This is a genomic window from Nocardia sp. NBC_01730, assembly GCF_035920445.1.
In the GTDB taxonomy this organism is placed as follows: domain Bacteria; phylum Actinomycetota; class Actinomycetes; order Mycobacteriales; family Mycobacteriaceae; genus Nocardia.
Window position 1 is genome coordinate 4,641,003 of sequence record NZ_CP109162.1, and the last position, 26,610, is coordinate 4,667,612.

23 protein-coding genes are annotated in these 26,610 nt (G+C 68.0%); 12 read left to right on the top strand and 11 right to left on the bottom strand.

Features of this window, described 5'->3' with window-relative positions; all coding sequences use genetic code 11:
* Positions 1-88 precede the first annotated feature (88 nt).
* A complete protein-coding gene (locus tag OHB12_RS18695) occupies positions 89-1,066 on the bottom strand; it encodes an SDR family NAD(P)-dependent oxidoreductase (protein ID WP_327109891.1) in 978 nt (325 codons plus the stop codon).
* A gap of 188 nt (positions 1,067-1,254) precedes the next feature.
* On the opposite strand from OHB12_RS18695, the gene OHB12_RS18700 reads away from it, so the two are divergent.
* The gene (locus tag OHB12_RS18700) at positions 1,255-1,848 is read left to right on the top strand and encodes a TetR/AcrR family transcriptional regulator (protein ID WP_327109892.1); all 594 of its coding nucleotides are present in this window, start codon (positions 1,255-1,257) and stop codon (positions 1,846-1,848) included.
* Positions 1,849-1,873: 25 nt separating this feature from the next.
* On the opposite strand, the gene OHB12_RS18705 is transcribed toward OHB12_RS18700, so the two are convergent.
* Positions 1,874-2,044, bottom strand: coding sequence for a hypothetical protein (locus OHB12_RS18705; protein WP_327121799.1), 171 nt, complete (start codon positions 2,042-2,044; stop codon positions 1,874-1,876).
* Between OHB12_RS18705 and OHB12_RS18710 the strand changes: the two genes are divergently transcribed.
* A complete protein-coding gene (locus OHB12_RS18710; RefSeq protein WP_442799813.1) occupies positions 2,013-2,210 on the top strand; it encodes a transposase in 198 nt (65 codons plus the stop codon). The two genes, OHB12_RS18705 and OHB12_RS18710, sit on opposite strands and share 32 nt — an antisense overlap.
* Positions 2,211-2,282: 72 nt before the next feature.
* Here OHB12_RS18710 and OHB12_RS18715 read toward each other — a convergent pair whose 3' ends face one another.
* Positions 2,283-2,504 carry a hypothetical protein gene (locus OHB12_RS18715; RefSeq protein ID WP_327109893.1) on the bottom strand — a complete coding sequence of 74 codons (222 nt, stop codon included), beginning with the start codon at positions 2,502-2,504 and terminating at the stop codon, positions 2,283-2,285.
* A gap of 350 nt (positions 2,505-2,854) precedes the next feature.
* On the opposite strand from OHB12_RS18715, the gene OHB12_RS18720 reads away from it, so the two are divergent.
* Positions 2,855-3,265: a hypothetical protein gene (locus tag OHB12_RS18720; RefSeq protein ID WP_327109894.1), complete on the top strand. Its 411-nt coding sequence runs from the start codon at positions 2,855-2,857 to the stop codon at positions 3,263-3,265.
* 39 nt (positions 3,266-3,304) lie between these two features.
* On the opposite strand, the gene OHB12_RS18725 is transcribed toward OHB12_RS18720, so the two are convergent.
* Both OHB12_RS18725 and OHB12_RS18730 read right to left on the bottom strand, forming a co-directional pair.
* Positions 3,305-4,648 (bottom strand): acyl-CoA dehydrogenase family protein, encoded by a 1,344-nt coding sequence (locus OHB12_RS18725; protein WP_327109895.1) that lies wholly within the window; start codon positions 4,646-4,648, stop codon positions 3,305-3,307.
* Positions 4,649-4,657: 9 nt separating this feature from the next.
* A complete protein-coding gene (locus tag OHB12_RS18730) occupies positions 4,658-5,830 on the bottom strand; it encodes an acyl-CoA dehydrogenase family protein (RefSeq protein ID WP_327109896.1) in 1,173 nt (390 codons plus the stop codon).
* Positions 5,831-6,056: 226 nt separating this feature from the next.
* On the opposite strand from OHB12_RS18730, the gene OHB12_RS18735 reads away from it, so the two are divergent.
* Positions 6,057-6,830, top strand: a complete 774-nt coding sequence (locus OHB12_RS18735; RefSeq protein WP_327109897.1) for a hypothetical protein — start codon at positions 6,057-6,059, stop codon at positions 6,828-6,830.
* Between the two features lie 52 nt (positions 6,831-6,882).
* Here the strand turns inward: OHB12_RS18735 and OHB12_RS18740 are convergent, their stop codons facing one another.
* A complete protein-coding gene (locus OHB12_RS18740) occupies positions 6,883-8,028 on the bottom strand; it encodes an epoxide hydrolase family protein (RefSeq protein ID WP_327109898.1) in 1,146 nt (381 codons plus the stop codon).
* A gap of 96 nt (positions 8,029-8,124) precedes the next feature.
* Here OHB12_RS18740 and OHB12_RS18745 point away from each other — a divergent pair, with 96 nt between their 5' ends.
* Complete coding sequence (locus tag OHB12_RS18745; protein WP_327121233.1) at positions 8,125-9,123, top strand: helix-turn-helix transcriptional regulator; 999 nt, start codon at positions 8,125-8,127, stop codon at positions 9,121-9,123.
* A 257-nt stretch (positions 9,124-9,380) separates the two neighbouring features.
* Here the strand turns inward: OHB12_RS18745 and rpoB are convergent, their stop codons facing one another.
* The gene (rpoB, locus tag OHB12_RS18750) at positions 9,381-12,956 is read right to left on the bottom strand and encodes a DNA-directed RNA polymerase subunit beta (protein ID WP_327121235.1); all 3,576 of its coding nucleotides are present in this window, start codon (positions 12,954-12,956) and stop codon (positions 9,381-9,383) included.
* Positions 12,957-13,641: 685 nt separating this feature from the next.
* Entirely contained in the window at positions 13,642-14,550 is a 909-nt protein-coding gene (locus OHB12_RS18755; protein ID WP_327109899.1) for an SMP-30/gluconolactonase/LRE family protein, read from the bottom strand.
* 107 nt (positions 14,551-14,657) lie between these two features.
* Here OHB12_RS18755 and OHB12_RS18760 point away from each other — a divergent pair, with 107 nt between their 5' ends.
* The 5 genes from OHB12_RS18760 to OHB12_RS18780 are packed head-to-tail and all read left to right on the top strand — an operon-like array spanning position 14,658 to position 18,573.
* Positions 14,658-15,383: an alpha/beta hydrolase gene (locus OHB12_RS18760; RefSeq protein WP_327109900.1), complete on the top strand. Its 726-nt coding sequence runs from the start codon at positions 14,658-14,660 to the stop codon at positions 15,381-15,383.
* A 41-nt stretch (positions 15,384-15,424) separates the two neighbouring features.
* The gene (locus OHB12_RS18765) at positions 15,425-15,859 is read left to right on the top strand and encodes a hypothetical protein (protein WP_327109901.1); all 435 of its coding nucleotides are present in this window, start codon (positions 15,425-15,427) and stop codon (positions 15,857-15,859) included.
* Complete coding sequence (locus OHB12_RS18770; RefSeq protein WP_327109902.1) at positions 15,852-17,144, top strand: PPE domain-containing protein; 1,293 nt, start codon at positions 15,852-15,854, stop codon at positions 17,142-17,144. Before OHB12_RS18765 ends, OHB12_RS18770 begins: the two co-directional genes overlap by 8 nt.
* Positions 17,126-17,989 (top strand): ESX secretion-associated protein EspG, encoded by an 864-nt coding sequence (locus OHB12_RS18775; RefSeq protein ID WP_327109903.1) that lies wholly within the window; start codon positions 17,126-17,128, stop codon positions 17,987-17,989. Before OHB12_RS18770 ends, OHB12_RS18775 begins: the two co-directional genes overlap by 19 nt.
* A gap of 59 nt (positions 17,990-18,048) precedes the next feature.
* The gene (locus tag OHB12_RS18780; protein WP_327109904.1) at positions 18,049-18,573 is read left to right on the top strand and encodes a gamma carbonic anhydrase family protein; all 525 of its coding nucleotides are present in this window, start codon (positions 18,049-18,051) and stop codon (positions 18,571-18,573) included.
* A gap of 7 nt (positions 18,574-18,580) precedes the next feature.
* On the opposite strand, the gene OHB12_RS18785 is transcribed toward OHB12_RS18780, so the two are convergent.
* Both OHB12_RS18785 and OHB12_RS18790 read right to left on the bottom strand, forming a co-directional pair.
* Positions 18,581-19,204, bottom strand: a complete 624-nt coding sequence (locus OHB12_RS18785; protein WP_327109905.1) for a phosphoribosyltransferase — start codon at positions 19,202-19,204, stop codon at positions 18,581-18,583.
* A gap of 11 nt (positions 19,205-19,215) precedes the next feature.
* Positions 19,216-20,070, bottom strand: a complete 855-nt coding sequence (locus OHB12_RS18790; RefSeq protein ID WP_327109906.1) for a carbon-nitrogen hydrolase family protein — start codon at positions 20,068-20,070, stop codon at positions 19,216-19,218.
* Between the two features lie 62 nt (positions 20,071-20,132).
* On the opposite strand from OHB12_RS18790, the gene OHB12_RS18795 reads away from it, so the two are divergent.
* Both OHB12_RS18795 and OHB12_RS18800 read left to right on the top strand, forming a co-directional pair.
* Complete coding sequence (locus OHB12_RS18795; protein WP_327109907.1) at positions 20,133-21,923, top strand: DEAD/DEAH box helicase; 1,791 nt, start codon at positions 20,133-20,135, stop codon at positions 21,921-21,923.
* 110 nt (positions 21,924-22,033) lie between these two features.
* Complete coding sequence (locus tag OHB12_RS18800; RefSeq protein WP_327109908.1) at positions 22,034-25,399, top strand: AAA domain-containing protein; 3,366 nt, start codon at positions 22,034-22,036, stop codon at positions 25,397-25,399.
* A 5-nt stretch (positions 25,400-25,404) separates the two neighbouring features.
* Here the strand turns inward: OHB12_RS18800 and OHB12_RS18805 are convergent, their stop codons facing one another.
* Positions 25,405-26,583, bottom strand: coding sequence for an amino acid deaminase/aldolase (locus OHB12_RS18805; protein ID WP_327109909.1), 1,179 nt, complete (start codon positions 26,581-26,583; stop codon positions 25,405-25,407).
* Positions 26,584-26,610 lie beyond the last annotated feature (27 nt).

Consider the following 26,610-nt stretch of genomic DNA (forward strand, 5'->3'; position numbering starts at 1 on the left):
AAACCGGGACCAGGCGTCGCATCCGGATGCAGCGACCCACCCACGGGTGCTACCGCAGGTCCTGGGTCGGACGCCTCGTCCGGCCGGATCAGAGCTTGTCGAGCTCGCCGTCGATCAGCGCTTCCAGCTGGTCCCGACCTTGGACGCCAAGCGCACCGCCGAGCGCCGTAGCAAGTCGATCGAACGGATCCTCCACCGTCAGCGTCGTGAAACTCTGCGCCAGTTCCGGCACGGTCCACAGTTCGTCGTCCTTGTCGATCTGACCGCCACGCGCCCATCCGTGATTCACCGCGATCGAACCGCCGCGCACCGAGAGCACCTGTCCGGTCAACGGACATGCCTCGTCGAGGAGGTAGGCAACCAGCGGAGCCACGGTGATCGGATCCTTCGGGTCCAGGCGGTCGGGCGGAAGGGTTCGATCCATGCCTGGCACCTGCTCTGTCAAGCGGGTACGGACCATCGACGGGCTGACGCAGTTCACTCGCACGCCCAGTCGCCGCAGCTCCAGGGCGTGCACGGTGGTCATCGCCGCGATTCCGGCATTGGCCGCGGCGTAATTGGTTTGCAGTGGAAGTGGATTCAGCAGGCCGGAACCCGAGGCGGTATTGACGATTGCCCGGTCCGTTCGCACACCCTCGTCGAATCGCCGCCGCCAGAACGCCGCCGCCCACCGGCTGACCGCGAACGTTCCCTTCAACTTCACGGCGACCACATCGTCGAATTCACCTTCGGTCAACCGCTCTAGCCCTTTATTGACCTCGATGGTGGCATTGTTCACCACCGCATGGAGGTCGCCGAATTCGACGACGGCACGCTCGACCATTATCCGGGCGTCGTTCCAATCGGTGACACTTCCGGTGTCTGCCACCGCCCGTCCGCCGAGTGCCCGGATCTCATCGACCACCGTGGACGCGATTCCGCTATCGCCACCGGAACCGTCGGTCTGCACGCCGGGATCATTCACCACGACGTTTGCCCCGACGGCCGCACAGTACAGCGCTTCTGCCCGGCCGATCCCTCGCCCAGCTCCCGTTATCAGGACGGTTCGTCCCTCCAGGTTCGCCATCTTCCTACCTCACTCTCGTTGTCGCGTACAGCCACACGCGTGAACTGCGGTTCAACGGTCTTCCGCTGTCGCCGCACGGGAGGCGATGCCGACTCGGGATTGCCACGCCGACACCGACACAAGCTTAAGTGCACTAGTGCAGTTATACACTAGTGCACTTAATTCCCTCTGGTATTAGGCTACGAGTTGTGACCGCAGCGACCGGACTCCGCGAACAGAAGAGGCGGGCGACACGGGAGGCGATCGTCCGAGCCGCGACAACTCTGTTCCTGCGGCAGGGCTTCGTCGCGACTTCGGTTTCGGATATCGCCGCGGCTGCCGGGGTGTCGCGCCGGACATTCTTCCTGCACTTTCCGTCCAAGGAAGACGTTCTGTTCCACCACATCGAGGGGCACATTCAGGTCGCGCTCGACATCTTGTCCCGGCTCGACCCCGAGACAACCGCCTGGGATGCCACGCAAGCCGCCATGTACGCACTCGTAGACGCTTTCGATGTCACCGCCGCGAACGGTGACGAGCTCGCGGATCTGCGTCGCCAGTTCGTCGGCAGCGCACGAGGATTGCCCGGATCGCTCATGATTCGGCTGCAGTCCGTGCACGCGGCGCTTCTGCTCGCGCTCGAGGAACGCTTCCCCGATCGGACGAGATGGCCGATCATCTCCACGCACCTCGGTGCATGCATGGGTGCGGTGACAGCCGCGGCCGGTTCGGATTCCGGTACGCGGCACTCCTCGATGCGGACTGCGATAAGCCGCGCAAGCGAAGGCTTCCGCCCCGTTTAGATCGAGACCGACCCGTGAGCAAGCTTCAGCGAGTGAACCGAGCGCACAGTGCGCAATAGCGCACGACGGAGCCGAGCGCCATCGAGGCGAAGCCGTGAGCGAACACCACGGCCCCGCGGGCCCTACTCACCACCCGCCGCTCCGCGGTCAAGGCCCGCACCGCCGTGATCAACCAGATCAAGGCACTGCTGGCCACCGCCGGCACCAACCCCCACCGGCTACACAGCGATGCGGCATTCGCCGCGTCGCGCGGGACATCGCCGGTCCCAGCGTCGTGCGGGAAGACCCGCCGCCACAGGCTTTCCCGCGGAGGAGACCGAGCACCGAAAACAACGCACTACACCCCGTTCGGACAACGGTAGGTGCCTAAATGTATTGCGTGCGCGAGTTTTCCGGGAACGGCATGCGTGCCCACGCGCGACCGACCGGTCGTTTCAGTCGGCTTCGCTGCCACCCGTGCGGAGTTTGAGCAGGACCAGCCCCGCGGTGCACGCGAGAATGAGACCGGCAACGGTGATTTCGACGTGCAGGCCGGCGATGCCGAGGACCGCCCCGACGATTCCGCCGACAAAGATCAACCAGGCAAGGGTCCGCGACACAGTCGTGGACAGCGCACGCGCCGGCTGGTTCGACTCCAGATGCTGCGCAGTTGCCAACACCGCATCCTCCGCGGCGCGGGACGACCTGCGCCGCGATGTTGTCGAGTAAGCTCCCATCATCTACTCCTCGATGACGCCGGTCAGAGAACCGCTTTCACGTTCTCACACAACGTGTCTCTCATCCTGAAACAGGCGTCTCACGCGTAACTTTGCTCACACACGCTACGACTCCGGCACGTCGGATGACAGCGACACGTGCCCGCGACACGCCGACGAGACCAATTCGATATCTGAATTAGAACTGTTTTAAAGCGCCATACGGCGCCTTCCAGCGACCACTTACCTCGCCTGGCCGACCGGCCTCGAGTAAGGTAAGGCCACTCGATACCCACGAGGAGTTGTTACCGATGGAGAACAGCAGGGCCAAGATCGCCGGTCCGGCGATCGCCGCGGGAGCAGTTTCCATCGGACTCGTTCTCATCGGCGCGTGCGGCGTAGGCAGGCATGACACCTATGTCCCGCCGCCGCCGCTGAAGGCGGGTGAGTACGTCGAGCCCGCTGCCCACGAGGGCACCACCGGCCCGACGACGCCCAAGGTGATCATCCCGCCCTCGCCGACCTGGAAGATCGCGCCGTACCAGCAACGCCCTGCCACGCCGTTCTCCGGCTTCAGCAGCAGCACCACCTCTGCCGAGTCCTCGCCGCGGATTCTGCACGAAGGCGTGGCACCCGAGGACGCGAGGCCGCCGATGAGCACACGACCGGCCGCGGTCGAGCCGCCCGTCATGACGCCGAGTGAGCCGACCGCGAACGAGTGACCCGCGGTGGCGCGCGGCGCGCGCACCACCGCATCGGCCCTACAGTTCAGCCAGTTCGTAGTCGCCGACCCGAGCGCTGAGCACTCGCAGATGCTCGAGCCCGCCACCCAGGGTGCGCTCGATCGCAGTCAACCGGGCCACGTAGTGGCCGACCGGGTATTCGGCGGTGACGCCGATACCACCGTGCATCTGAATCGCTTCCTGCCCGATGTGCCGCGCGGCGCGGCTGACCTGCAAGCGCGCACGGGACGCGATCACCGGGTCGTAGGCTCCGTCCACCAGCGACGCCGTGGCGTACAGGCTCATGCTGCGCGCCAGCTCCAGCGAAACGTACATGTTGGCCGCCCGCTGGGTGAGCGTCTGGAACTTCGACAGCGTGACACCGAACTGCTTGCGCTGCTTGAGGTATTCGGTGGTCAGCCGGAGCGCCTCCGCCATAGCGCCGACCGATTCCGCGCACAGGCCGGCCTGTGCGTGCCCGAGCACCGACGCGATCGCCTCCGCGGCGTCCGCGGCGCCGAGACGCTCGGCGGGCGCGTTGTCCAGTTCCAGCTGCGCACCGCGCTGACCGTCCACCGTGCGGTAGGGCTTACGGACCACACCGGTGGCGTTCGGCGCGACCAAGAACAGCCCGACCCCGCCATCCGGCAGCGCGGCGCTGACCACGAGCTCGTCGGCACTGTCGCCGTGCGGGACCGGGTTCTTGACGCCGGTCAGCGTGTAGGAATCCCCCCCGGCGGTAGCGACGGGCCCGGAGGCGGCAGCCTGCGTAACCACAGAGGGCCCCGCGGACGCCGCATCGAACACAGCGGTAGCGACGGGCCCGGAGGCGGCGGCCTGCGTAACCCCAGAGGGCCCCGCGGACGCCGCATCGAACACAGCGGTAGCGACGGGCCCGGAGGCGGCAGCCTGCGTAACCACAGAGGGCCCCGCGGACGACACCGAAGGCACGGCCGCCGCAGCGGTGGTCGCCGGCTCGGTGGACGGCCAGCGCACACCGGGCTCGGCGTGCGCGAAGGCGAGCAGCTTCGCGCCCGCGGCGACCTCCGGCAGGATCCGCTGACGCTGTTCAGCGCTGCCTGCCGTGGCGACGAGCCCGCCCGGCACGAGCACCGCGTCCAGGATCGGCTCCGGCGCGAGCCTGCGGCCGACCTCTTCCAGCACGACCATCGTTTCCACCGGACCAGCGCCGACACCGCCGTCCTCTTCGCTGAAGCTCAGCCCGAGCACGCCGAGATCGGCGAGCTGACGCCATACGTCGCGGCTCCAGCCGAGCTCGGAATCGGTGATCTTCAGCCGCGATTCGGCGTCGTAGTTGCGCGCGAGCAGGTCACGAACCGTGTCGCGGAGCATGACCTGCTCATCGGTGAGATCGAAATCCATGGTGTCGCCTCACAATCCGAGGATCGTGGAGGCGATGATGGTGCGCTGCACCTCGCTGGAGCCTCCGTAGATGGTTGTCTTGCGGTAGTTCAGGTAAGCGGGGCCGCTACGCTGCGCCCAGGCCGGCGAGGCGATGTCGTCCGCGTCCACCGGAATCGCATCCGGTCCAGCGATGTCGACCAGCAGCTCGGTGGCCGCCTGCTGCAGCTCGGAGCCGCGCAGCTTGAGTACCGACGAGGCCGGATTCGGCTTGCCGTCCGAGGAGTTGGAGACCACACGCAGCTGGGTGAGCTCCAGCGCGAGCAGCTCGTTCTCCAGCTCGGCGACCCGCGCCGCGAACACCGGATCCTCCAGCAGCGTGCCGCTGCCCGACCTGGTCTGCGCCGCGTACTGTTTCGCGACGCCGATCTTGACCTTGGTGCGGCCGACGCCGGTGATACCGGTGCGCTCGTTGCCGAGCAGGAACTTGGCGTACGTCCAGCCCATGTTCTCCTCGCCGACCAGCTGATCGGCGGGCACCCGGACATTTTCGAAGAAGACCTCGTTCACCTCGTACCCGCCGTCGATCAGCTTGATCGGGCGGATGGTGACACCGGGCGACTTCACGTCGAACAGCAGGAACGAGATGCCCGCCTGCTTCTTCGGCGCGTTCGGGTCGGTGCGGACCAGGCAGAAGATCCAGTCCGCGTACTGGGCCAGCGTGGTCCAGATCTTCTGACCGTTGACGATGTAGGAGTCGCCGTCGCGGACCGCGGTGGTGCGCAGTGCGGCCAGGTCGGAGCCGGCGTCAGGCTCGGAGAAGCCCTGGCACCACCAGATGTCCAACGCGGCGGTGGCCGGGAGGAATCGCTCTTTCAACTCCTGCGAGCCGAACTGGGCGATCACCGGGCCGACCATCTGCGCGTTGAACGTCAGCGGCTCTGGCACCGAGGCGAGCTGCATCTCGTCCTGCCAGATGTGCCGCTGCATCGGCGTCCAGTCCTTGCCACCCCACTCGACGGGCCAGTTCGGCACCGCGAGGCCGTGGTCGTTGAGGATCTTGTTCGCGGTGACGACGTCGTCGCGGGACAGCTCATGGCCGTTCCGGACGCGCTCGCGGATGTCGGCCGGGATCTCGGTCCGATAGAAATTACGCAGTTCGTCGCGGAAGGCGACGTCTTCGGGGGACAAGGATAGTTTCATACGCATCTCCCAGCGTGTCTCGTACTTCCTGCTCCAAACTACCCCTCGGTAATCCCACCTCGGCGACTGGATCGCATCGAGAGGTCCCGCGTATTCGCTCCCGTGGTGGACCGGGTTCTGCCGTCAGCTACCGACGCCCGTCACCCTCGGGCGACAGAACCGGTGAGCTGGTACGTTGCTGGTCATGGGTCGATGACCCCGAAAGGTTCGGTATCGAGGAGAACGAGTGAACGGCAGAACCATCGCACGTGCCATCACGGCCGCGACAGCTCTCGGCATCGGCGCCGTTCTGACCTTCTCCGGCACGGCCTTCGCCGACGAAACCCGGTCACCGCTGGACTCGAGCCTCGGCCGCCTCACCGAGAGGGCCCGACCCGACCCAGCCACGCAGGCGGGCGTCGACGCGCTCTCGCGTTACACCGCTCTGGTCGACGTCGCGGAGCTGCGCCACGTCTCGAGCGTGTTCACACCGTTCGCCTACGCCGCGCCCACGTTCGGCTGCGGCAGCAACGGCCCCATCACCACGATCATCGCCGCCGCGACCACCGACGGGCCGGGCACCAGCCCGGACCTGAATGTTGCGGCGGGCACACTGCGGTTCAGCGCCACCCCCTCGCACTCCGGCGCGCCGCTGGCCTCGGGCCTCGTCGTCGCGTGGGTGAACGTGAACACCGGCGCCAGCGGCATCACCCCGCTCAACGACCTGACCGAGTACCACCAGCCGTCGCTGTCCAAGACGGTCATCAGCGGTCCGGGCACGGTCATCGCCTCGATGTGGGGCATCATCGACTACCCGTTCGCGCACTGCGTGATGACGCCGACGGTGGGCCTTTTCGTGGTGCCGGACAAGCCGGTCGGCGTCCCCGCGGCGCCGCCGCCTCCCACACCGGGTTTGATCACACCGGGTCGCAACGGCACCGAGGTCGGACCCGCCCTCGCACCGGAAGCCGCACCGAGTGTGCCCGCGGGCGCGGAGGCGCAGGCAGAACCCGCTCGCTGACGACGACTCGGCACACTCCGGGATCATCGCGGGCGGCCTCGCTCACGCGTGCTCACCGAAGATCGGCGAAGAACGCGCGGATGTCGGCAACGTGCGCGTCCGGAAGTTCCATCGCGACGAAGTGATTGCCGGTGTTGCCCTCCGGCCAGTGCACGATGGTGTTGTCCCGCTCGGCCAGTCGGCGCATCAGCGCGGAGCCACCGCCGTAGGTGCCGGTAGGGACCAGCTTCTGCCCCTTCGGCCACACGAAACCGCCGTCACCGAGACCGTTGTACATCGGCCAGGACGATGAGGCTGCGGTGTTGGCGAACCAATACAGGCTGATATTGGTCAACAGGTGGTCGCGGTCTATCGCGTCCTCGGCGCGGTCGGCCAGTGGGGTGAACTCGGTGAACTTGTGCATCAGCCAGGCGAGCAGACCCACCGGCGAGTCGGTCCAGGCGTGCGCGAAAGTCTGCGGTGCGGCGTGCAGCAGCACGTGGTGGTTCACACCGGTCATCCACTTCTGCATGAGGTCCCACTCGGCGCGTTCGTCCGGCGTCATGGTGGGTACGTCGGCCTCGGTCGGCATCCCGACGCCGCCGTCGAGGTGCACGCCGATCACGCGGTCCGGCGCGGCGATGGCCAGTTCCGGTGCGACGTACGCGCCGAGGTCCCCGCCCTGCGCGCCGAAACGCCGGTACCCGAGCCGGTCCATCAGTTCCAACCACATCTCCGCCACTTTGTGCGGTGTCATGCCGGGTTCGTGCGGGCCCTCGGAGAAGCCGAACCCGGGGACGGACGGCACCACCACGTGGAACGCCTGCGCGGGGTCGAGTCCGTGCGCCCGCGGATCGGCCAGCAGGCCGATGGTCTTGGTGAATTCGACGAACGAATTCGGCCAGCCGTGGGTCAGGATCAGCGGCGTCGCGTCCGGCTCCGGCGAGCGCACGTGCAGGAAATGCACGTCGAGACCGTCGATCCGCGTCATGAACTGAGGAAACTCGTTGAGCGCCGCTTCCTGTGCACGCCAATCGAATTCGGTCCGCCAGTACTCGGCCAGCTCCTTCAGGTAGCCGACCGGGATGCCGCGATCCCAGCCCGCGCCGGGCAACTGCGCCGACCAGCGGGTGCGTGCGAGCCGGTCGCGCAGGTCGTCCAGATCGGCTTGCGGGATCTGGATGCGGAACGGGCGAACGTCGGTGGACTTGCTGGTCATCGTTGGGGCTCCTTGCTGGTAAGTCCTGCGATCCAGAACCACGGTAGGGAGTATCTAGGACTGTTTGTGTCCTACTTATCTGGCATCCTCGAAATCGTGAACGACACCCCCGCTCGTCTGCTGCGGCTGCTGTCGCTGCTGCAGACTCCGCGCGAATGGCCGGGCAGCGAGCTTGCCGAACGCCTCGGCGTCACCGATCGCACAGTGCGCCGCGACATCGACCGGCTGCGCGAGCTCGGGTATCCGGTCACGGCGACGATGGGCGCGACGGGCGGCTACCGGCTGGTTGCCGGGTCGGCCCTGCCGCCGCTGCTGGTCGAGGACGACGAGGCGGTCGCCATCGCGGTCGGGCTACGCGCCGCGGCCGGGATCGCCGTGGCCGGGATCGAAGAAGCGTCGGTGCGGGCACTTGCCAAGCTGGAGCAGGTGCTACCTGCGAAGTTGCGGCGCAAGGTGCGGGTATTCGGCACCGCACTGAGCACGCCGACCGCCGACGGGCCCGCCGTGGACCCAGAAGTGCTCGCCACGCTCGCCACGACCGTAACCAACCGCGAGCGGGTGCGCTTCGCCTACCACGACGAGTCCGGCGCCGAAAGCAGGCGCAACGCCGAGCCGGTGGGCCTGGTGCCCGTCCGGCGGCGCTGGTACCTGGTCGGCTACGACATCGACCGCGACAACTGGCGGGTCTACCGCGTCGACCGGATCGACCGGCCACAGCCCACCGCCGCCCGCTTCACCCCGCGTGCCCTGCCTGCCGCCGACGCCGCCGCCTATGTCGCAGGCCAACGGACCGACTGGGACACACCAACATTCCGACTGCGACTGACCATCGATGCCCCTGCCGAGCAGATCGCGGGGCGGCTGGGCGACGACCCCGGTGAGATCGGCGCGATCGATGCGCACTCCTGCCGGATCGATACCGTTCGGGACGACTCGCCCGAATGGTTGGCGCACCGGCTGCTCGGGCTCGGCGTCGACTTCCAGGTACACGAGCCACCGGAGCTGGTTACCCACTTGCGCACCCTTGCGCACCGCATCGAACACGCGGTCACCACGAACCCAGGGCCGAGCACCGGCGCCGGCCGAACTCGATGACTCCGCGTATGTCCGGATCTGTGGGTAGGAAGTCCTCGACGAGTCACGCGGGCGGGAAGACACGTGTGCTTGTGGCGTCCGGACAGCTCGCGAATCGGCGGTCGCGCACGGCCGCGTTGTGATCTTCGTTCTGGCACAAGTCGTTCCGGTTCGGACGCAGGCGCTCGGACACATCACGCCGCATGACCACCGAACCCGCGCACGTCTCGGAGTGCCGCGCACCGAGGATCCGGTGCGCGGCAGCTCTGACACGCGGATCAGCTCGGAAGGTCGTCGATTGATGCGGATTCGGTGCGGGACAGCGTGATTCCGAGATTGGCAGCGGTCCGATCGAGCTCGTCGTCATCGCCGTGGTGCAATTCGACGGCGGAGCCGGCGGAGAGGACCTCGACGTTGAGGCACAGCGATTGGAGTTCCTTGAGCAGAACCTTGAACGATTCCGGAATGCCCGGCTCCGGAATGTTCTCGCCCTTGACGATCGCCTCGTAGACCTTCACACGGCCGACCACGTCGTCGGACTTGATGGTCAGCAACTCCTGCAGCGTGTACGCCGCACCGTAGGCCTGCATGGCCCAGCACTCCATCTCACCGAACCGCTGGCCACCGAACTGCGCCTTACCACCCAGCGGCTGCTGGGTGATCATCGAGTACGGGCCGGTCGAACGGGCGTGGATCTTGTCGTCGACCAAGTGGTGCAGCTTGAGGATGTACATGTAACCGACGGCGACGGGGTACGGAAAGGGTTCACCGCTGCGGCCGTCGAATAATGTCGACTTACCGTCTGCCCCGACCATGACATCGCCGTCGCGGTTGGGCAGTGTCGACGCCAGCATCCCGGCGAGTTCTTCCTCGCGGGCACCGTCGAAGACCGGTGTCGCGAGATTCGTATCCGGGCCCGCCGACAACAACTCCTCGGGCAATCGCTTGGCCCAGTCCGGGCGGCTGCCGTCGGCGATGTCGACCTGCCAACCCGCCTTACCGATCCAGCCCAGATGGGTCTCCAAGATCTGACCGATATTCATACGACGCGGCACACCGTGCGTGTTCAGGATGATGTCGACCGGGGTGCCATCAGGCATGAACGGCATGTCCTCGGTAGGCAGGATCTTGCCGATCACACCCTTGTTACCGTGCCGACCCGCCAGCTTGTCACCATCCTGGATCTTGCGCTTCTGCGCCACATACACACGCACCAGCTCATTGACACCCGGAGGCAGATCGTCATCGTCCTCACGCGAGAACACGCGGATACCGATAACCTTGCCGGACTCACCATGCGGCACCTTCAACGAAGTGTCCCGCACCTCGCGCGCCTTCTCACCGAAGATCGCCCGCAACAACCGCTCCTCCGGAGTCAGCTCGGTCTCACCCTTCGGCGTGACCTTGCCGACCAGGATGTCACCATCCCGAACCTCCGCACCGATACGCACGATGCCACGCTCGTCCAGATCGGCCAGCACCTCATCGGACACATTCGGGATATCCCGCGTGATCTCCTCGGCACCCAGCTTGGTGTCACGAGCATCGATCTCGTGCTCTTCGATGTGGATCGAGGTGAGAACATCCTCTTCCACCAGGCGCTGCGACAGGATAATCGCGTCCTCGTAGTTGTGGCCCTCCCACGGCATGATCGCCACGAGCAGGTTCTTACCCAGAGCCATCTCACCGTTCTCGGTGCACGGACCATCAGCCAGAACCTGACCATGCTCGACCCGCTGACCCTCGTCCACGATCGGACGCTGGTTGGAGCAGGTGCCCTGGTTGGAGCGGTTGAACTTCCGCATCCGATAGGACTTGCGAGTACCGTCATCGGCCATCACGGTGACATAGTCGGCCGAAACCTCCTCGACCACACCAGCCTTCTCGTTCACCACGACATCACCCGCGTCCACCGCCGCACGCAACTCCATACCCGTGCCGACGATCGGCGCCTCGGAACGGATCAGCGGAACGGCCTGACGCTGCATATTCGCACCCATCAAGGCACGGTTGGCATCATCGTGCTCGAGGAACGGAATCATCGCCGTCGCGACCGACACCATCTGACGCGGCGACACATCCATGTAGTCGACTTCGTCGGAATCAACGAGCTCGACCTCGGAATTCTTGCGACGCACCGCGATTCGCGCATCAATGAAGCGTCCCTCGGCATCGAGCGGCTCATTCGCCTGCGCTACAACATGAAGGTCTTCCTGGTCGGCGGACAGGTAGTCGACCTCGTCGGTCACCTTGCCGTCGATCACTTTCCGGTACGGCGTCTCGATGAAGCCGAACGGGTTGACCCGTGCGTACACCGACAGATAACCCATCAGCCCGATATTCGGACCTTCGGGCGTCTCGATCGGACACATCCGGCCGTAATGGCTGTAATGCACATCACGGACCTCGAGACTGGCGCGTTCCCGACTCAGGCCACCCGGCCCGAGCGCCGACAGGCGGCGTTTGTTGGTCAGACTCGCGAGCGGGTTCCGCTCGTCCATGAACTGCGACAGCTGCGAGGTTCCGAAGAACTCCTTGATCCCCGCGACGACGGGGCGGATATTCATCAGGGTCTGCGGCGTGATCGCCTCGACATCCTGAGTCGTCATCCGCTCGCGGACCACGCGCTCCATCCGGGACAGGCCTACCCGCATCTGGTTCTGGATCAACTCACCGACGGTGCGCACCCGGCGATTACCGAAATGATCGATATCATCGACCTCGACCCGAACCTCGATGCCACCTGGCGCGGTCATCACCGAATCACCCGCGTGCAGATGCAGCAGGTATTCGATGATCGTGACGATATCTTCCTCGGTCAGCACCCGTGGGCCGAGCCCACCGGGGCGAGCCGTCGGCGCAGCGTCCCCGGCGAATGACGGAGCCGGGCGCCGGCGAGGCGGAGTCGATGAGCCGATGACTTCGTCGGCGTGGATGCCGAGTTTCTTGTCGATTTTGTAGCGACCGACGCGCGCCAGGTCGTAGCGCTTCTCCTTGAAGAACAGGTTCTCCAGCAGGGCCTGCGCGGACTCCTTCGTCGGCGGCTCGCCCGGGCGCAGCTTGCGATGGATATCGAGCAGCGCCGCATCGGTGCCCGACGCGTTGTCCTTCTCCAGGGACGTCATCATGATCGCGGAGAAACTGAACCGCTCGGTGATCTGCGCACTGGTCCAGCCGAGCGCCTTGAGCAGGACTGTCACGGGTTGACGGCGTTTACGGTCGATACGAACGCCGACGGTGTCGCGTTTGTCGATGTCGAATTCCAGCCACGCCCCGCGCGACGGGATGACGCGCACACTGTGCAGATCCTTATCCGTGGCCTTGTCGACGGCGCGATCGAAGTAGACACCCGGCGAACGCACCAACTGCGAGACAATGACGCGCTCGGTGCCATTGACGACAAAAGTGCCCTTGTCGGTCATCATCGGAAAATCACCTATGAAGACCGTTTGGCTCTTGATCTCACCGGTGTTGTTGTTCATGAACTCAGCGGTGACGAACAGCGGCGCCGCGTAGGTCATATCCTTGTCTTTACATTCCTCGATCGAGGTCTTGACCTCCTCGAAACGGGGGTCGGAGAGCGTCAACGACATCGTCGCGGCGAAGTCCTCGATCGGGCTGAGCTCCTCGAGCACCTCCTCCAATCCGCCCACACGTGAGTCGCCGCGCGCCGCTGCCCGTTCGCGCCAGGCAGGCGCACCGATCAACCATTCGAACGAATCGGTCTGGACATCCAACAACCCCGGAACATCCAGGGGCTCACGGAGTTTGGCGAACGAGACCCGCTTCGGTGCCCCGGAGCGGTGTCGTCTGGTCGCTCCGCAGGCTCCGCTCCTGCTGGTATCGACGGGTATTTCGGCATTGACCTTGGTCTGACTCGAGACTGCCAAGATGCGTCCTTCCAGCACCTCGCGCCGCCCACGCGTTCGCGCGGTCGTCACGGTATCTGCTTGTCCTGTGGGCCGTATTTCACATTGCGCACCGTTCCGGACGCCGCCCGAACATGACTCGACAACAACGGGTAGAAAGCGACACGCAGACAGTGCCACTTTCTACAGTCATTTCGGATTTCGAGAGTTGGACAGCACGCGACCCGACGCGAAGCCCCAAATTACACCCGAACTCGACCGATGTCGAGGGAGCAAAAGAAAATAGGCACCCAATTTCCAGTGCCTTTCCCTCTTGATAATGACATCTCAATATGACATTCGTCAAGTCTATTTTTTCGAGACAGACCACTGACCGCCGCGCCGGTGAGATAAATCGCCAGCCGCAGGTCGCAACCCGACCAGATGCCATCGGGCGGTGAGACCCGACCACGGCCGTCACCGGGTATGCGTGGGTGCCGGACAAGCCGTTGTCGATGTCGCGAACGATGCCGCGCGAACCCTCGTCGCCGCACCCGCCCCAGTCGATCGCGACCGCCGTCCGGCTGCTGCGCACAGTTTCCGTAGAGCGCTCTGCACGGCGCGGACAACGGCGCCCTTGTTCCTGAAGTGCCGGTACGCCAACGTATTCGGCGCGCGGCCAGTGGGTAGGTCAGTGGGACAGGCGGATGCGCAGGATGGCGCCACTTTCGGTGCCGGCAAGCAATTCGTCCGGGTGTCCGGGTACCGCGACGACCGCGGTCATCGGCTCGCCGCTGAGGACTGCGCACGCGGCACCGTTCGTCGGATCGACCCGGACCAGTTGGCCCGCGAGAGTTGTCACGTAGAGGACTCCGGCGGGGTCGACCAAGAGGTCGTCGGCGAAATCCGGCACGCCGGGCAGCGGCGAGGACAGGTCGGCGACGGTGCCGCGGTCGGCGGGCGCGGCGATCGGGACGCGGACGATCCGGCCGAGCGGGCCGCCGTTGGTGGTCACGTACAGCACCCCGTCGTACACGGCAACGCCGTTGGCGGCGAGCACGGCCACCGGCTCACCCCAGGCGATGTCGACACTCGCGTCGGGACGGACCCGAACCACGCCGGACATGGTCGCGACGTAGAGGTTGCCGCTCGGGTCGAACGCGGCGCCGTTCGGCATGGTGAACCCGGAGACGAACACCTCGGGCTTCGGCACGGCGGCCGCGGGGTCGAAGCGGACCACACCGCCGGGCCGAATAACACTGGTCGGCGTGTCGCCGTAGACGACGTAGAGCAGTCCGTCCGGGCCGAGCCGGACCGCGCCTGGGAATTCGACCGGTACGGTCGCGGTAAGCGTGCCTGCCGCGTCGTAGCGCTGAACCTCGTTGCGGTAGAGGCGAGAAACCCACAGGTTGCCCTGCGCGTCGTAGCCCACGTTCTCCGACCAGTCGAGCACGGGCAACCCGGCGGGCACGGCGGTCGCGGACGCGGCGGGAGCGCAGGAGGCGATCGGGGCGGCGGTGGCGCTCGGCACCGACGCGAAGGTCAGCGCGAGCGCGGCGGCGGGTAGGAGCAAGGCGCCTGGACGGCGGGAGGTTCGCAACGGGCACCTCAGCTCGGGAAAGGGGGAAGGTCGCCGCGCAGTGTAGCGATCTTTTCCGAGTGGATGTGGCGCCCCATGGCCAACAGAATCTTTGGCAAGATCGACGAATGCCATTCTTCGACGGCGCCCGCGGCCGGATGCACTATCGGTGGTGGCCGACCGAAAACCCGGTGCTCACCGTGGTTCTGCTGCCTGGAATGGGCCAGCACAGCGGCCACTATCACCGTCTCGCCCGCACCCTGCAACCTGCCCACATGCAGATGTGGGCGTTGGACACCTCAGGACACGGGCTGAGCGAGGGCGACCCGGACCGGCCGGGCACCCTGGCCGAGCTGGTGGCCGACGCGCTTCGCCTGGTCGAGCTGGCCCGCGCCGCACACCCACACACACCGCTGATCCTGATGGGCCACTCACTCGGCGCGGTCACCGCACTGGGCATGCTCGGCGCCGCGGTGCCGGATTCGGCGGAGGCGACACCGGATTCGGCCGTCCTGGAGCGGGCCTACCCGCTGCGGCCTGCCCTGCCCGCGAGCACGCTGGCGGGGCTGGTGCTGTCCGGCGTGCCGAAGCGCGCACTCGGCGGCGGTGCGCCCGGCGCGCCGGGAACGCCGCTGCCACGCAGGCTTCCGGTGCTGACGGTGCACGGCGTCGAAGATCGGCGCGCGCCGATCGATGCGGTCAGGGTCTGGACTAGCCGCCACGAATCGGTACATTTGCGGGAGTACACCGACGCCGGGCACGACCTGCTGCACGAGCCGGTGCACGCGCGTGTCGCTGCCGACATCGCGGACTGGATGCAGGGTGTCGTCGTGGGGTCGGCGCGACATCCGTGAACCGAACACGCTTCGGATGAGGAAGAAGGGGGACGGCGCACATGCCATCGAACGAGAACGGGTTCGGCGGAGAGCCACCCGCCGAGGTCACGGCGCCCGGTGTCGACGTCGCCGCGCTGAATCGGGCGGTCGACGACGGGACACTGTGGATCGACGGCCTCCTCGTCGCGGACGGCGCACACGAACGGTGCGCGCGCCAGTACGAGCAACTCGCCGACCGGGTCGAAGCGCAGATCCGCGTGCTGAACGCGGCGACCTCGCTGCCCGGGTTCGGCGGGTTCGCCTCCGGCGACTCCCTACGCACCGGCTTCGAGCGCAAGGCCGACGGCGCGATCGCCCGGCTGCGGGAATACGCCACGGGAGCCAGGGCACTCGCACAGACCTTCCGTGCGGCGGCGGCCGCCTACCAGGGGGCCGACCATGCTCTCGCCGCGGCGGTCGATCGGATCGACGCGACGGGAGCCACTCATGCGTAAAATGCCACGCGCCGCCGAGCGGGCCACGCACCGGCGCACCGACCCCGCCTACGTGCCGAACGTCGAAATCTTCGACAACCTCACCCACGACGAGATCCACGCCAAAGTCCAGCTGCTGAATCCCGCGGTGCTCGCGGGTGGCCGGCAGGCGTGGGCCGATTCCGCCGCAGAAATGGCGGACGCGATCTTCCAGGCGCACACCGAGATTCGCGCCGCTATCGCCGACGGCTGGCGCGGCAGCGCGGCCGAGAGCGCGGTCGCCGTTGTGCGCGTGTTCGAGCAGGGCGGCCAAGACCTCGCCGATGTGCTCGCGGTGGTCTCGCAGCGCCTCGGTCAGGCGAGCGACGCGGCGGAGGCGCTGCGGGCCGCCGTGTCGGAGCCGTCCGGCGTCGCGCCGGATCTGGCCGCGGCCCTACTGGATCCGGCCCAGGCGACCAGCAACATCGACGGACAAAAGGAGGGCGAGCACGCACGCCAAGATGTCGTGCGCGCGATGAACGACATCTATGCGGGAGTGTTCGTCCAGACCGGCACCGATGTCCCCGCGTTCCCCGACCAGGCGGACGACCGGACGCCCGAAGCGCCGACCGGTGCACCGTCGGCCAACGTGACCGGAACCAGTCCGAAAGTATTTGACGCACAGACTGTTTCGCTCGACATGACCGTGCAGGGGACCAGATCGGCGGATCCGAGCGCGAACGGGGCGCCTACCGACCGGACGCCCGACGCCGTACCCGCGACAACGACCGCCGGGGTCACTCCGGCCGACAGCGTCGTCCCCGCCGACCCGCGGGCGAACGCACCCCGCGTCGCGCCTGCCGCCGCCGAGGCTCCGCTGTCGGTGGTCCCGGCCGGCACCCGGCTCCGCACCGCTCCCGCCGCGAGCGCACCGGCGTCGACGAACACGACCGCCGCGACGCCCGCGCCGATCGTCGTGCCGACCACTCCGGGCACGAGCAACCCGGTCCCGGCGGAGCAGGAACGCAAACGCGATGAGCGACGCACGGACAACGCGGGCAACGACGCGGTCACCGGTCTGGGCGCGGGCGCCGTCGGCGGTCTGATGGGCGGCGCGCTGGCCACCACCGACACCACGAGACCGGGATCGAGCGTCGCCGCGAACGCGGTCGCCGCACGAACCGTGCACGTCGACGACGAGGACGACGAGTTCGATCTCGACGACCTCCCGACTTACCTCGAGCCCTCCGACGACGGCGGCGAACTGATCGGGTCGCTCGATCCGACGACGCCGCCCGTGCTCGGTGAATGGACCGAGTACGAGTGAACTGGACGCTGACCCCGGACCAGTTCGCGCTGGCCTGGTCGCGCACCGACGGCGATCGGATCCCCTACCCGCTGGCCATCCGCCTGTCCGCGCGCGACACCGGCGAACGCGCCGCGCAACTACCCGCACTCAGCGGCTGGTGCGATCGCGTGCTGGACGCGGATCTGGAAGCGGCACTGCGCATCCTCGCTAAGCCGGACCTGCGCATCGAGGTGTTCGGACAGCGTGAACCGGCGCCGATCCCGCACGAACTGGGTCCGTGCCGGGACGATGGCCCCCTTGCGCCGCCTCCCACCCCCGCGGCAGAAGGCGGGCACGCACCCGGCCCGGCGGCGCGGCCGGTCCGGATTCTCGGCGCCGCATGCGGGAACATCGCGGTGGTCGCGGCGCAGCGTCCTGGCGCGACCCCGGACCGCGGCGACGCGGTGCGGTTGTTCGTCGGCAGCCCGAAAAACCTTGCCGCGCGGGTGGTCTCGACACTGCCGGAGAACGCCCCCGGCGCACTCCCGCGCCTGACCGCCCCGCGTGCCCAGGTCGGCGAGGACAGCCGCGGCCTGGTCACCGTCCCGGTCGCCGGACCGTCGCCATCGGCCAGAATCCGCAAGCTGCTGAAGCAGCCGCGCGAGGGCATCGGTCAGATCGTCGTCTCCGCCCGCCGCGGTGCGGGCGTGCCGCGCCCGTTCGGCGTGCTGTGCTGGATCGACGTGGTCGGAGATGGGCGATACGCGGTGCGCACCGGCACCGACGTCGACATCGTCGCCGTGACGGCGGAAGGGTTCGCCGCCCATCTGCGCCCGATGATCACCGCGGCCACGCGCACCATCACGGCATACGCAGAGCGCTGATCCATCGCGGTGCGCGTCCGGGGAGACCACGACGCGCGGCAAGCGCTTACGGTGTACAAGTGCCACTCTACGAATTCGAAGGCAAGCGGCCCCAGGTCGATCCGACGGCGTTCGTCGCACCGACCGCGACCCTGATCGGTGACGTGCGGGTCGAGGCGGGCGCCTCGATCTGGTACGGCGCGGTGCTGCGCGCGGACCTGGCCCCGATCATCATCCGGGAACGCGCCAACATCCAGGACAACGCGGTCCTGCACGTGCCGCCGGACGTGCCGATGGAGATCGGCCCCGGCGCGACCATCGCGCATAGTGTTGTGTTCCACGGCGCCTCGGTCGGTGCGGAGGCCATCGTCGGCAACGGCACCACGGTGCTCGATCTTGCGAGGATCGGCGCAGGCACCATGATCGCGGCGCACTCGCTGGTCCAGCCCGGCACCGACATTCCCGACGGTGTGCTGGCCGCCGGATCACCCGCGGAGGTGAAGCGGCCGATCGAGGGCACCCCGGCTCAGATGTGGGTCCAGCTGAACCCGGCCTTCTATGCGGAGTTGGCGCAGCGCCACCGCAAGGGTATCGCCGAGATCTGAGCCGCGCTCAGCACAGCAGCGCGGTGACCTCGTCGTCCGCGAGCTGGTGGAAGTCACGGTAGGCGGCGCCGACACCGCCGAGCATGCGCGGCACCAACGGGCAGACCACCTCGTCGGCCTCGGCGGTGACACGCTGCAACGCCTCGTCGGAGGAGACCGGGATCGCGACCACGATCCGCGCGGGCCGGTGCAGACGCGCGACGCGGCAGGCGGCCACGACGGTGGCGCCGGTCGCCATCCCGTCGTCCACGATGACCACCGTGCGCCCGTCCAGCGCGACCGGTGGAGCGTCGCCACGCAGCGCCAGCCTGCGCCGCTCCAACTCGGCGCGCTCCGCGTTCTCGATCGAGGCCAGTCGCCGGGGCGAGACTCCGGTGTGCGACAACACATCCGGATTCAGCACGCGCACGCCGTCCTCGCCGACGGCGCCCATCGCCAGCTCCGGCTGCCACGGCACACCGAGCTTGCGGACCAGGAGGATGTCGAGATCACCGCCGATCACCTCACGCACCGCGGCAGCCACCGGGACGCCGCCGCGCGGGAGACCGAGCACCAGCGGGTTCGACGCCCGCAGGTGTTCCAGAAGCGCACCCAGCGTGCGACCGGCCGATGCCCGATCGGAGTAGACCATCCATTCGGACGCTACTCCAGTCGGCGCTCGGTGATCGCGAATCGGCGCAAGGCGAGGCTGGGGTTGACGGTGCGGACCTCGCCCAGATGCGCGAGGTCGATTCCGGCGGTGAGGATACCCGGCTCGTCGCCGAGTTCCGCGAGCACCGCGCCGGTCGGGTCGACGATCATCGAAGCACCCGCGCCGCGCGGCGCGGCCTGATCGGCGGCGGCCACGTAGACGGTGTTCTCGATGGCGCGCGCCCGCACCAGGGTGGTCCATTGGTCGACCTTGGCCGGGCCGGGAATCCACTGCGCCGGCAGCAGCAGCACGTGCGCTCCCGCCGCGGCGACCCGGCGAACGCCTTCGGGGAAGCGCAGATCGAAGCAGGTCTGCATGCCGAATGTCACATCCGCGACGGTGAAAGTGACCGGCGTCTCGATCGCGCCGGGCTCGACCACGTCGGATTCGAGATGTCCGAAGGCGTCGTAGAGGTGCACTTTCCGATAGCACGCGACGAGGGTTCCATCGGGTCCGAGCACCACGAGCGTGTTGCGGATCCGACCACTGCCGGGAGCGACCTCCTCCACCGTTCCGGCGACCAAGAACACGCCGAAATCGCGCGCGATGCCGCCGAGGCCGGTGACGAACGGCCCGGTCAGAGGTTCGGCGACGGCAACGACCCGCTCGTCCAACCGGGTCACGGCAAACATCGAGTACTCCGGCGCGACGACCACCCGCGCGCCGCGATCGCGGGCCGTACGCACATGCTCGCGCAGTGTGGCGAGGTTGGCCGACGGGGCGGTCGACGGGGCGAACTGGACGACCGCCACGTCCAGCTGATCCGGCGTCGGGTCCCGATGCCCGCGCGAGTTGTCCAGTTGCATAGGTCTCACCGTATTGGGGCCGTGGCCTTGGCGACCAGTACGAGGCAGTAAACTCCTGGTCAATGAGTACCAATCAGGTCGACAGCGTTCCTGGCGACAACGACAGGGACACCGACGGCCCGTCTTTCGCCGATCTCGGTATCGATGACCGCATCCTCGCAGCCATCGCCGATGTCGGTTACGAGTCGCCCTCGCCGATCCAGGCGGCGACGATTCCCCCCTTGCTCTCCGGCGCGGACGTCGTCGGTCTCGCGCAGACCGGTACCGGCAAGACCGCCGCCTTCGCCATTCCGATCCTGATGGGCCTGGAGGTCGCGGGCAGACATCCTCGCGCCCTCGTGCTCGCCCCGACCCGTGAGCTCGCGATCCAGGTCGCCGAAGCGTTCGGCCGCTACGCCGCGCACATCCCAGGCCTGCACGTGCTGCCGATCTACGGCGGCCAGAGCTACGGCGTCCAGCTGTCCGGCCTGCGCCGCGGCGCGCACGTCGTGGTCGGCACGCCGGGCCGCGTGATCGATCATCTGGAGAAGGGCACGCTCGACCTGTCGCAGCTGCAGTACCTGGTGCTCGACGAGGCCGACGAGATGCTGAAGATGGGCTTCCAGGAGGACGTCGAGCGCATCCTCGCGGACACACCGTCGGACAAGCAGGTGGCGTTGTTCTCCGCGACCATGCCCGCCGCGATCCGCAAGATCTCCAAGCAGTATCTGCACGATCCGGTCGAGATCACGGTCAAGTCGAAGACCTCGACGGCGACCAACATCACGCAGCGCTGGGTGCAGGTCTCGCATCAGCGCAAGCTGGACGCGCTCACCAGGATCCTCGAGGTCGAGTCGTTCGAGGCGATGATCATCTTCGTTCGAACCAAGCAGGCCACCGAGGAGCTGGCCGAAAAGCTGCGCGCCAGGGGCTTTTCCGCCGCCGCGATCAACGGAGACATCGCGCAGAACCAGCGCGAGCGCACCATCGGCCAGCTCAAGTCCGGTGCGCTGGACATCCTCGTCGCCACCGACGTCGCCGCGCGCGGACTGGACGTGGACCGTATCTCGCACGTGGTCAACTACGACATCCCGCACGACACCGAGTCCTACGTGCACCGCATCGGCCGCACCGGCCGGGCCGGGCGCAGCGGCGAGGCGCTGCTGTTCGTCGCACCGCGCGAGCGGCATCTGCTCAAGTCGATCGAGCGGGCCACCAGGCACCCGCTGGCCGAAATGCAACTGCCCAGTGTGGAAGACGTCAACGCACAGCGCGTCACCAAGTTCGGTGACGCCATCACCGAAAACCTCGCCTCGGCGAACGTCCCGCTGTTCCGCAAGCTGATCGAGGACTACGAGCGCGAGCACAACATCCCGCTGGTCGACATCGCGGCGGCGCTGGCCGTCGGCTCCTATGACGGCGACAACTTCTTCATGGAACCCGAGCCCGAACCGGTGGAGCGCCCGCAGCGCGACCGGACCCCGCGCGAGCGGCCCGCACGGCATTTCGAGGACGACCGGCAGGGCGGCGGTGTGCACCGCGCCACCGGAACAGAGCTGGCGACCTACCGGATCAGCGTCGGCAAGCGGCATCGCGTGGTGCCGGGCGCGATCGTCGGCGCCATCGCCAACGAGGGCGGCCTGCGCCGCAGCGACTTCGGGCATATCAGCATCCGTCCCGACCACAGCCTGGTGGAGCTGCCCGCGCAGCTGCCTGCTGAAACACTGGAAGCGTTGCGGCGCACCAGGATCGGTGGAGTACTCATCCAACTGCAGCTCGACCAGGGTCCGCCGCAGCAGCGCTCGTTCAGCCGGGGTCCGCGCCGGGAGCGCGACGGCGCCAAGCGAACGGAGCGACGTAAGCCACGCTCCTGAAGCGGGGAGGGTACGCCGAGGTCAGACGCGCTAGCTACAGTGTTGCGGTCGGTGCGTAACGAGGCGCACGCCGGCAGCGGGTGTCCCGCGAAGACACAGGAGGGCCGCGGTTGTTCCTGTTCGGTGATCGTGTCGTCTGCACCGCCGTCGACCTCGTGCGCGCAGCGCGTTGCGAATTCGCGCTGCTGCGCGCCCTCGACGCCGAACTGGGCACCATGCAGGCCGAATTCGATGGCGCCGAACCGGTGCCCGAGCCGCCGAACGTATACGAAGATCCCCTGGAACGCTACCTCGCCGACTACCGCGCGCGGTTCGGCGGCGCGCTGGTGGAGATCGACCGTCCACCCGACCAACCCGGCGAATCGGCCGAGCGGATCGATGCGCTGACAGCCGCGCACGCGCAGACCGTCGCGGCGCTACGCGCAGGCGCGCCCGTGATCCACGGCGCGACATTCTTCGACGGCCGATTCGACTATTCCTGCGACTTCCTCGTCCGCGCGGACCATCGGGTTCGCTACACCGTGCACGGCACCGCGCCCACCGGGACGGACCGGGTCGGCGCCGCGGTCGAACTCTCCGCGTGCGCCGACGCCATCGACCGCTCCGGCGCGCTGACCGCGCCGCTGATCCGGCTGCACCTTGCCGAGGGGAGCAGCGCCCACACGTTGAGCGAGCTGCTTCCTGTGTATCGCGCACGCAGGCGCAGGGTAGAACGCATTCTGGACGAGAAGCTCAGCGAGTTGCTACCGGTGCAGTGGGGCGACTCTCGCTATCTTGCCTGCGGCCACTGCCGGACCTGCACCGCCGCCCTCTCCGCCGCGCGCGACCTGTTGCTCGTGGCCGGCATGCCGTCGGCGACGCGTACCCGTCTGCGCGAAGCAGGGGTGAGCACCATCGATCGGCTGGCCGCCGCGGAGGTCTCGGTGCCAGGCGTGCCGCCACGCACCTTGTCCGTACTGCGGCGCCAGGCGGAAATTCAACTGCGGCGCGATGATTCGGGCCGGCCGATGCACAGCCTGGTGGACGCGATCGCGCTCGGCGCGCTGCCGCCGCCCTCGCCCGGCGACCTCTCGCTCACCATCGAGGGCGGCGGGCGACTACCGCTCACCCTGGAGGTGGGCGGGCCGGGCACCGTGCACCTGTCGTTCCGCGGCCCGTTCGGCGCGGCGGGTGCGCCGGACAGCGAGGCGACCGCACAGCGCCGCGCGCTCGAGCAGGTGCTCGACTATCTCGTGCGACGACGGCGGATGTATCCGGACCTGCACGTGTACCACTACACCTCGGCGGTGCGCACTGCATTGCTGCACTGCACCGGACGGCACGGCGTCGGTGAGGAGATCGTGGACGAGTTGCTGTGCGACGGCGTCTTCGTCGACCTGTACCCGATCATCCGCAACGCCATGATCATCGGCGAGCGGTCCTACCGGCTGAGCAGACTGCGGCGGCTGCTCCCCGGTGCGGCGCATTCGCCCGCCGCCGAACGCGATTGCCTGACCGTGCTGCGGCTGCGGGACTGGTTACTGGACCGCGCCGCCGAGCAACGCATCGACCCTCAGGCGGTGACGCTGGAGCGGGCGAGTTCGTGGTGCACGGTGGCGGGCCCCGACGAGCCGGAGTCCGTGCCCCCGTCCCGTCCGTCGTCGCTGGAGGCCGCGCTCGCGGAATATGCCGCGGGATATGGCGATCCGCTGCACACCTCCGCCATGATGGCCGCGGCGCTCGGCTACCACCGCCGCGAACGGCAGCCGCTGTGGTGGGCACACGCCGACCGGCTCAGCCATCCCGTGGACGAATGGGCTGACGCCCCTGGCGTTCTGGTCGCCGACTGGGGCACCGTCGACACCAAGTGGCATCGCCGCCCGGACCGGCCGACAATGCGGCGGTATCTGACGCTGACCGGCCGGATCGCAAGGAGCTGGAGCGGCGCGGCAGGGCCGAGCGCGCTGACCCCCGGCACCGCCGTTTACACCTTCTACGACCGGCCGGCCGCCGCGGGCATGGTGACCGCCGTCGGTCGGCGCGCCACCGCGACCGCGACGGTGCTCGGCTGCTCGGTGGACGCCGAATTCGACGACACCGTCCGATTGGAGGAGCTGCTGCCCGACGGCTGCGAACCTTACGACGAGCTGCCGACCGCGATCGCGCCCGGTCTGCCTGCGTGGGATGAGAACGCCGAGATGGCGGTCGAATTCGCGGCGCAGCAGTTGCTCATGACATTGCCGGATGCGCCGAGGGAGGCGATCTTCGATATTCTCGTGCGCCGCCCGCCCCGGCTGCGCGGGGACGCCGGGCTGCCCGCGGTGCACGGCGACTACGCCGCGGCGATCACCGCCGCGGTGCGCGGGCTCGACCGCTCCTATCTCGCGGTGCATGCACCGTCCGGCACCGGCAAGACCTCGACCGCTGCCCGGGTGCTGGAGCATCTGGTCACCCGCCAGAAATGGCGGATCGGCATTGTCGCGCAGGCACATTCGACCGTGGAGAATCTACTCGACGCGATCGTGCGTATCGGCGTGCTCCCGGAGCTGGTCGCCAAGAAGGACGTCGCGGCGGTCGCCCCGGAGTGGGCCGTGCTCGACGCCGATCGCTATCCGCGCTTCCTGGACAACGCCATCAGCGGCTGCGTTATCGGCGGTACCCCGGCCGATTTCGCGAACGAGGACGTGGTGCCGCGCGCGAGCCTCGACCTGCTCGTAGTCGCCGACGCGGGCCGCCTGTCGTTGGCCGACACCGTGGCCGTCGCGGCCAGCGCGCGAAACCTGCTGCTGCTCGGCGATCCCGTGCCATCGGCCGCGCGCAGCGCCCATCCGGCCCCGGTCGGCGAATCGGTGCTCGGCTGGCTGGCCGACGGCCGCCAGACGTTGCCCGCGCAGCGCGGCTACTTTCTGGACCGGACCTGGCGGATGCATCCCGCGGTGTGCCAACCGCTCTCCCGGCTGTACTACGACGGTCGGCTGCGGTCCAATGAAACCGTCACGCTCGCACGGCAGCTCGACGGCGAGGAACCTGGCGTGTGCACCGTCCTGGTGGATCATCACGGCAACTCCGCCGAATCGGTGGCCGAGGCCCGCGAGGTGGTGCGCCGGGTCCGTACGCTGCTGGGCATGTCGTGGACGATCGGTGCGACGACCCGCAGAATGCACCCGCACGACATCTTCGTGGTGGCGCCGTACGCCGCGCAGGTCGGGCGGATCAAGACCATGCTGGCCCGTGCGAAGATCGAGGACGTGCTGGTGGGGACGCCGGACCGGTTCCGAGGCAGGGAAGCGGCCGTGGTGCTGCTCTCGATGACCACCTCCAGCCCGGCCGACGCCCCTTACGGCATGCCGTTCCTGTTATCACGCAACCTGCTCCACGCCGCGCTGTGCCGCGCCATGTGGAAGGCGATCATCATTCGCTCGCCACTGCTCACCGAATACCTGCCCGCCGCACCCGACGACCTTGCCGACCTGGCCGGGTTCTTGCGGCTGGGCTGAGTGGGTCAGCCGAAGCAGGCGCCCTCGCCGCGGTAGGTCGGCACGGAGCTGCGGGACCCGTCGGCCTCGACCAGATGCACGGTGTCGAACCGCTCGCAAAGTTCACCGGCCTTCGCGTGCCGAAACCACACCCGATCGCCGATGCGCAGCTCCGCGGCCCCTGACAGCGGGGTCTGCACCTCTCCCGCGCCCTCGGTGCCGAGCAGCTTCAGTCTGCTTGGCCACACCGGTTTCGGCATCCGCGACGGCCCGGCCGGGCCGGAGGCTGTGTAGCCGCCCGCGAAGACGGTGGCGATGGTCGGCGTCGGTCGCCGCAACACAGAGGTGGCGAAGTACAGTGCGGGCCTCGGGGTGAACGATCGGTAGTGGTCGAAGAGTGTCGGCACGTACAAGCCGGAACCCGCGGTCACCTCGGTGACGTCCGGGTCGGCGACGCTGACCTCGATCGAACCGGTGCCGCCGCTGTTCACGATCTCCAGCTTGCCGGTCACCGAGCGGACCGCGTCGAGCACCTTCGCGCGGCGCTTGGCGATCTCCACCACGGACGCCCGCTTCACCAGGCGCACCGCGGCAGTGGTGTCGGGCAGCCCCGCGATCTGCGCCTCGTAGGTCATCACGCCCACTACGTCGAACCCGCGGCGCAGCGCCTCACTCGCCAATGCGGCGGCCTGTTCGGGGGTCCGCACCGGGGAGCGGCGTACACCGAGATGGATCGGGCCGATCCGCAACGAGGCATCCACGTCCAGGCAGACCCGTGCGCGCACCCGGTCGGTGCCGACGGCGGCGCGGATCAGGTCGAGTTGGGCGACGTCGTCGATCATCAGTGTGATGGAACGCAGCAGCGTATGGTCGGCGGCCAGTTCGGCCAGCGCCGCCCGGTCCACGCTCGGATAGCCGAGCAGGATGTCGCGGGCTCCGCGATGTACCAGCCAGATGGCTTCGCGCAGGGAGTAGGACATGATGCCCGCGAAGCCGCCCCTGGCGGTGAGATCGGCGCCGAGCACCTCTTCGAGCACGGCGCGGCAGCGCACGGATTTGCTGGCCACACGCACCGGTATGTCCGCGGCGCGGCGCACCAGATCGGCGGCATTCGCGCGGAGGGCGGCCAAGTCCAGGACGGCCAGCGGCGGATCCAGCTCGGCGGTGGCCGCGTGCAGGCCCGCGATCGGCGACGTTTCGGTCACCAGAAATACTCAACCACCGCACTGGTC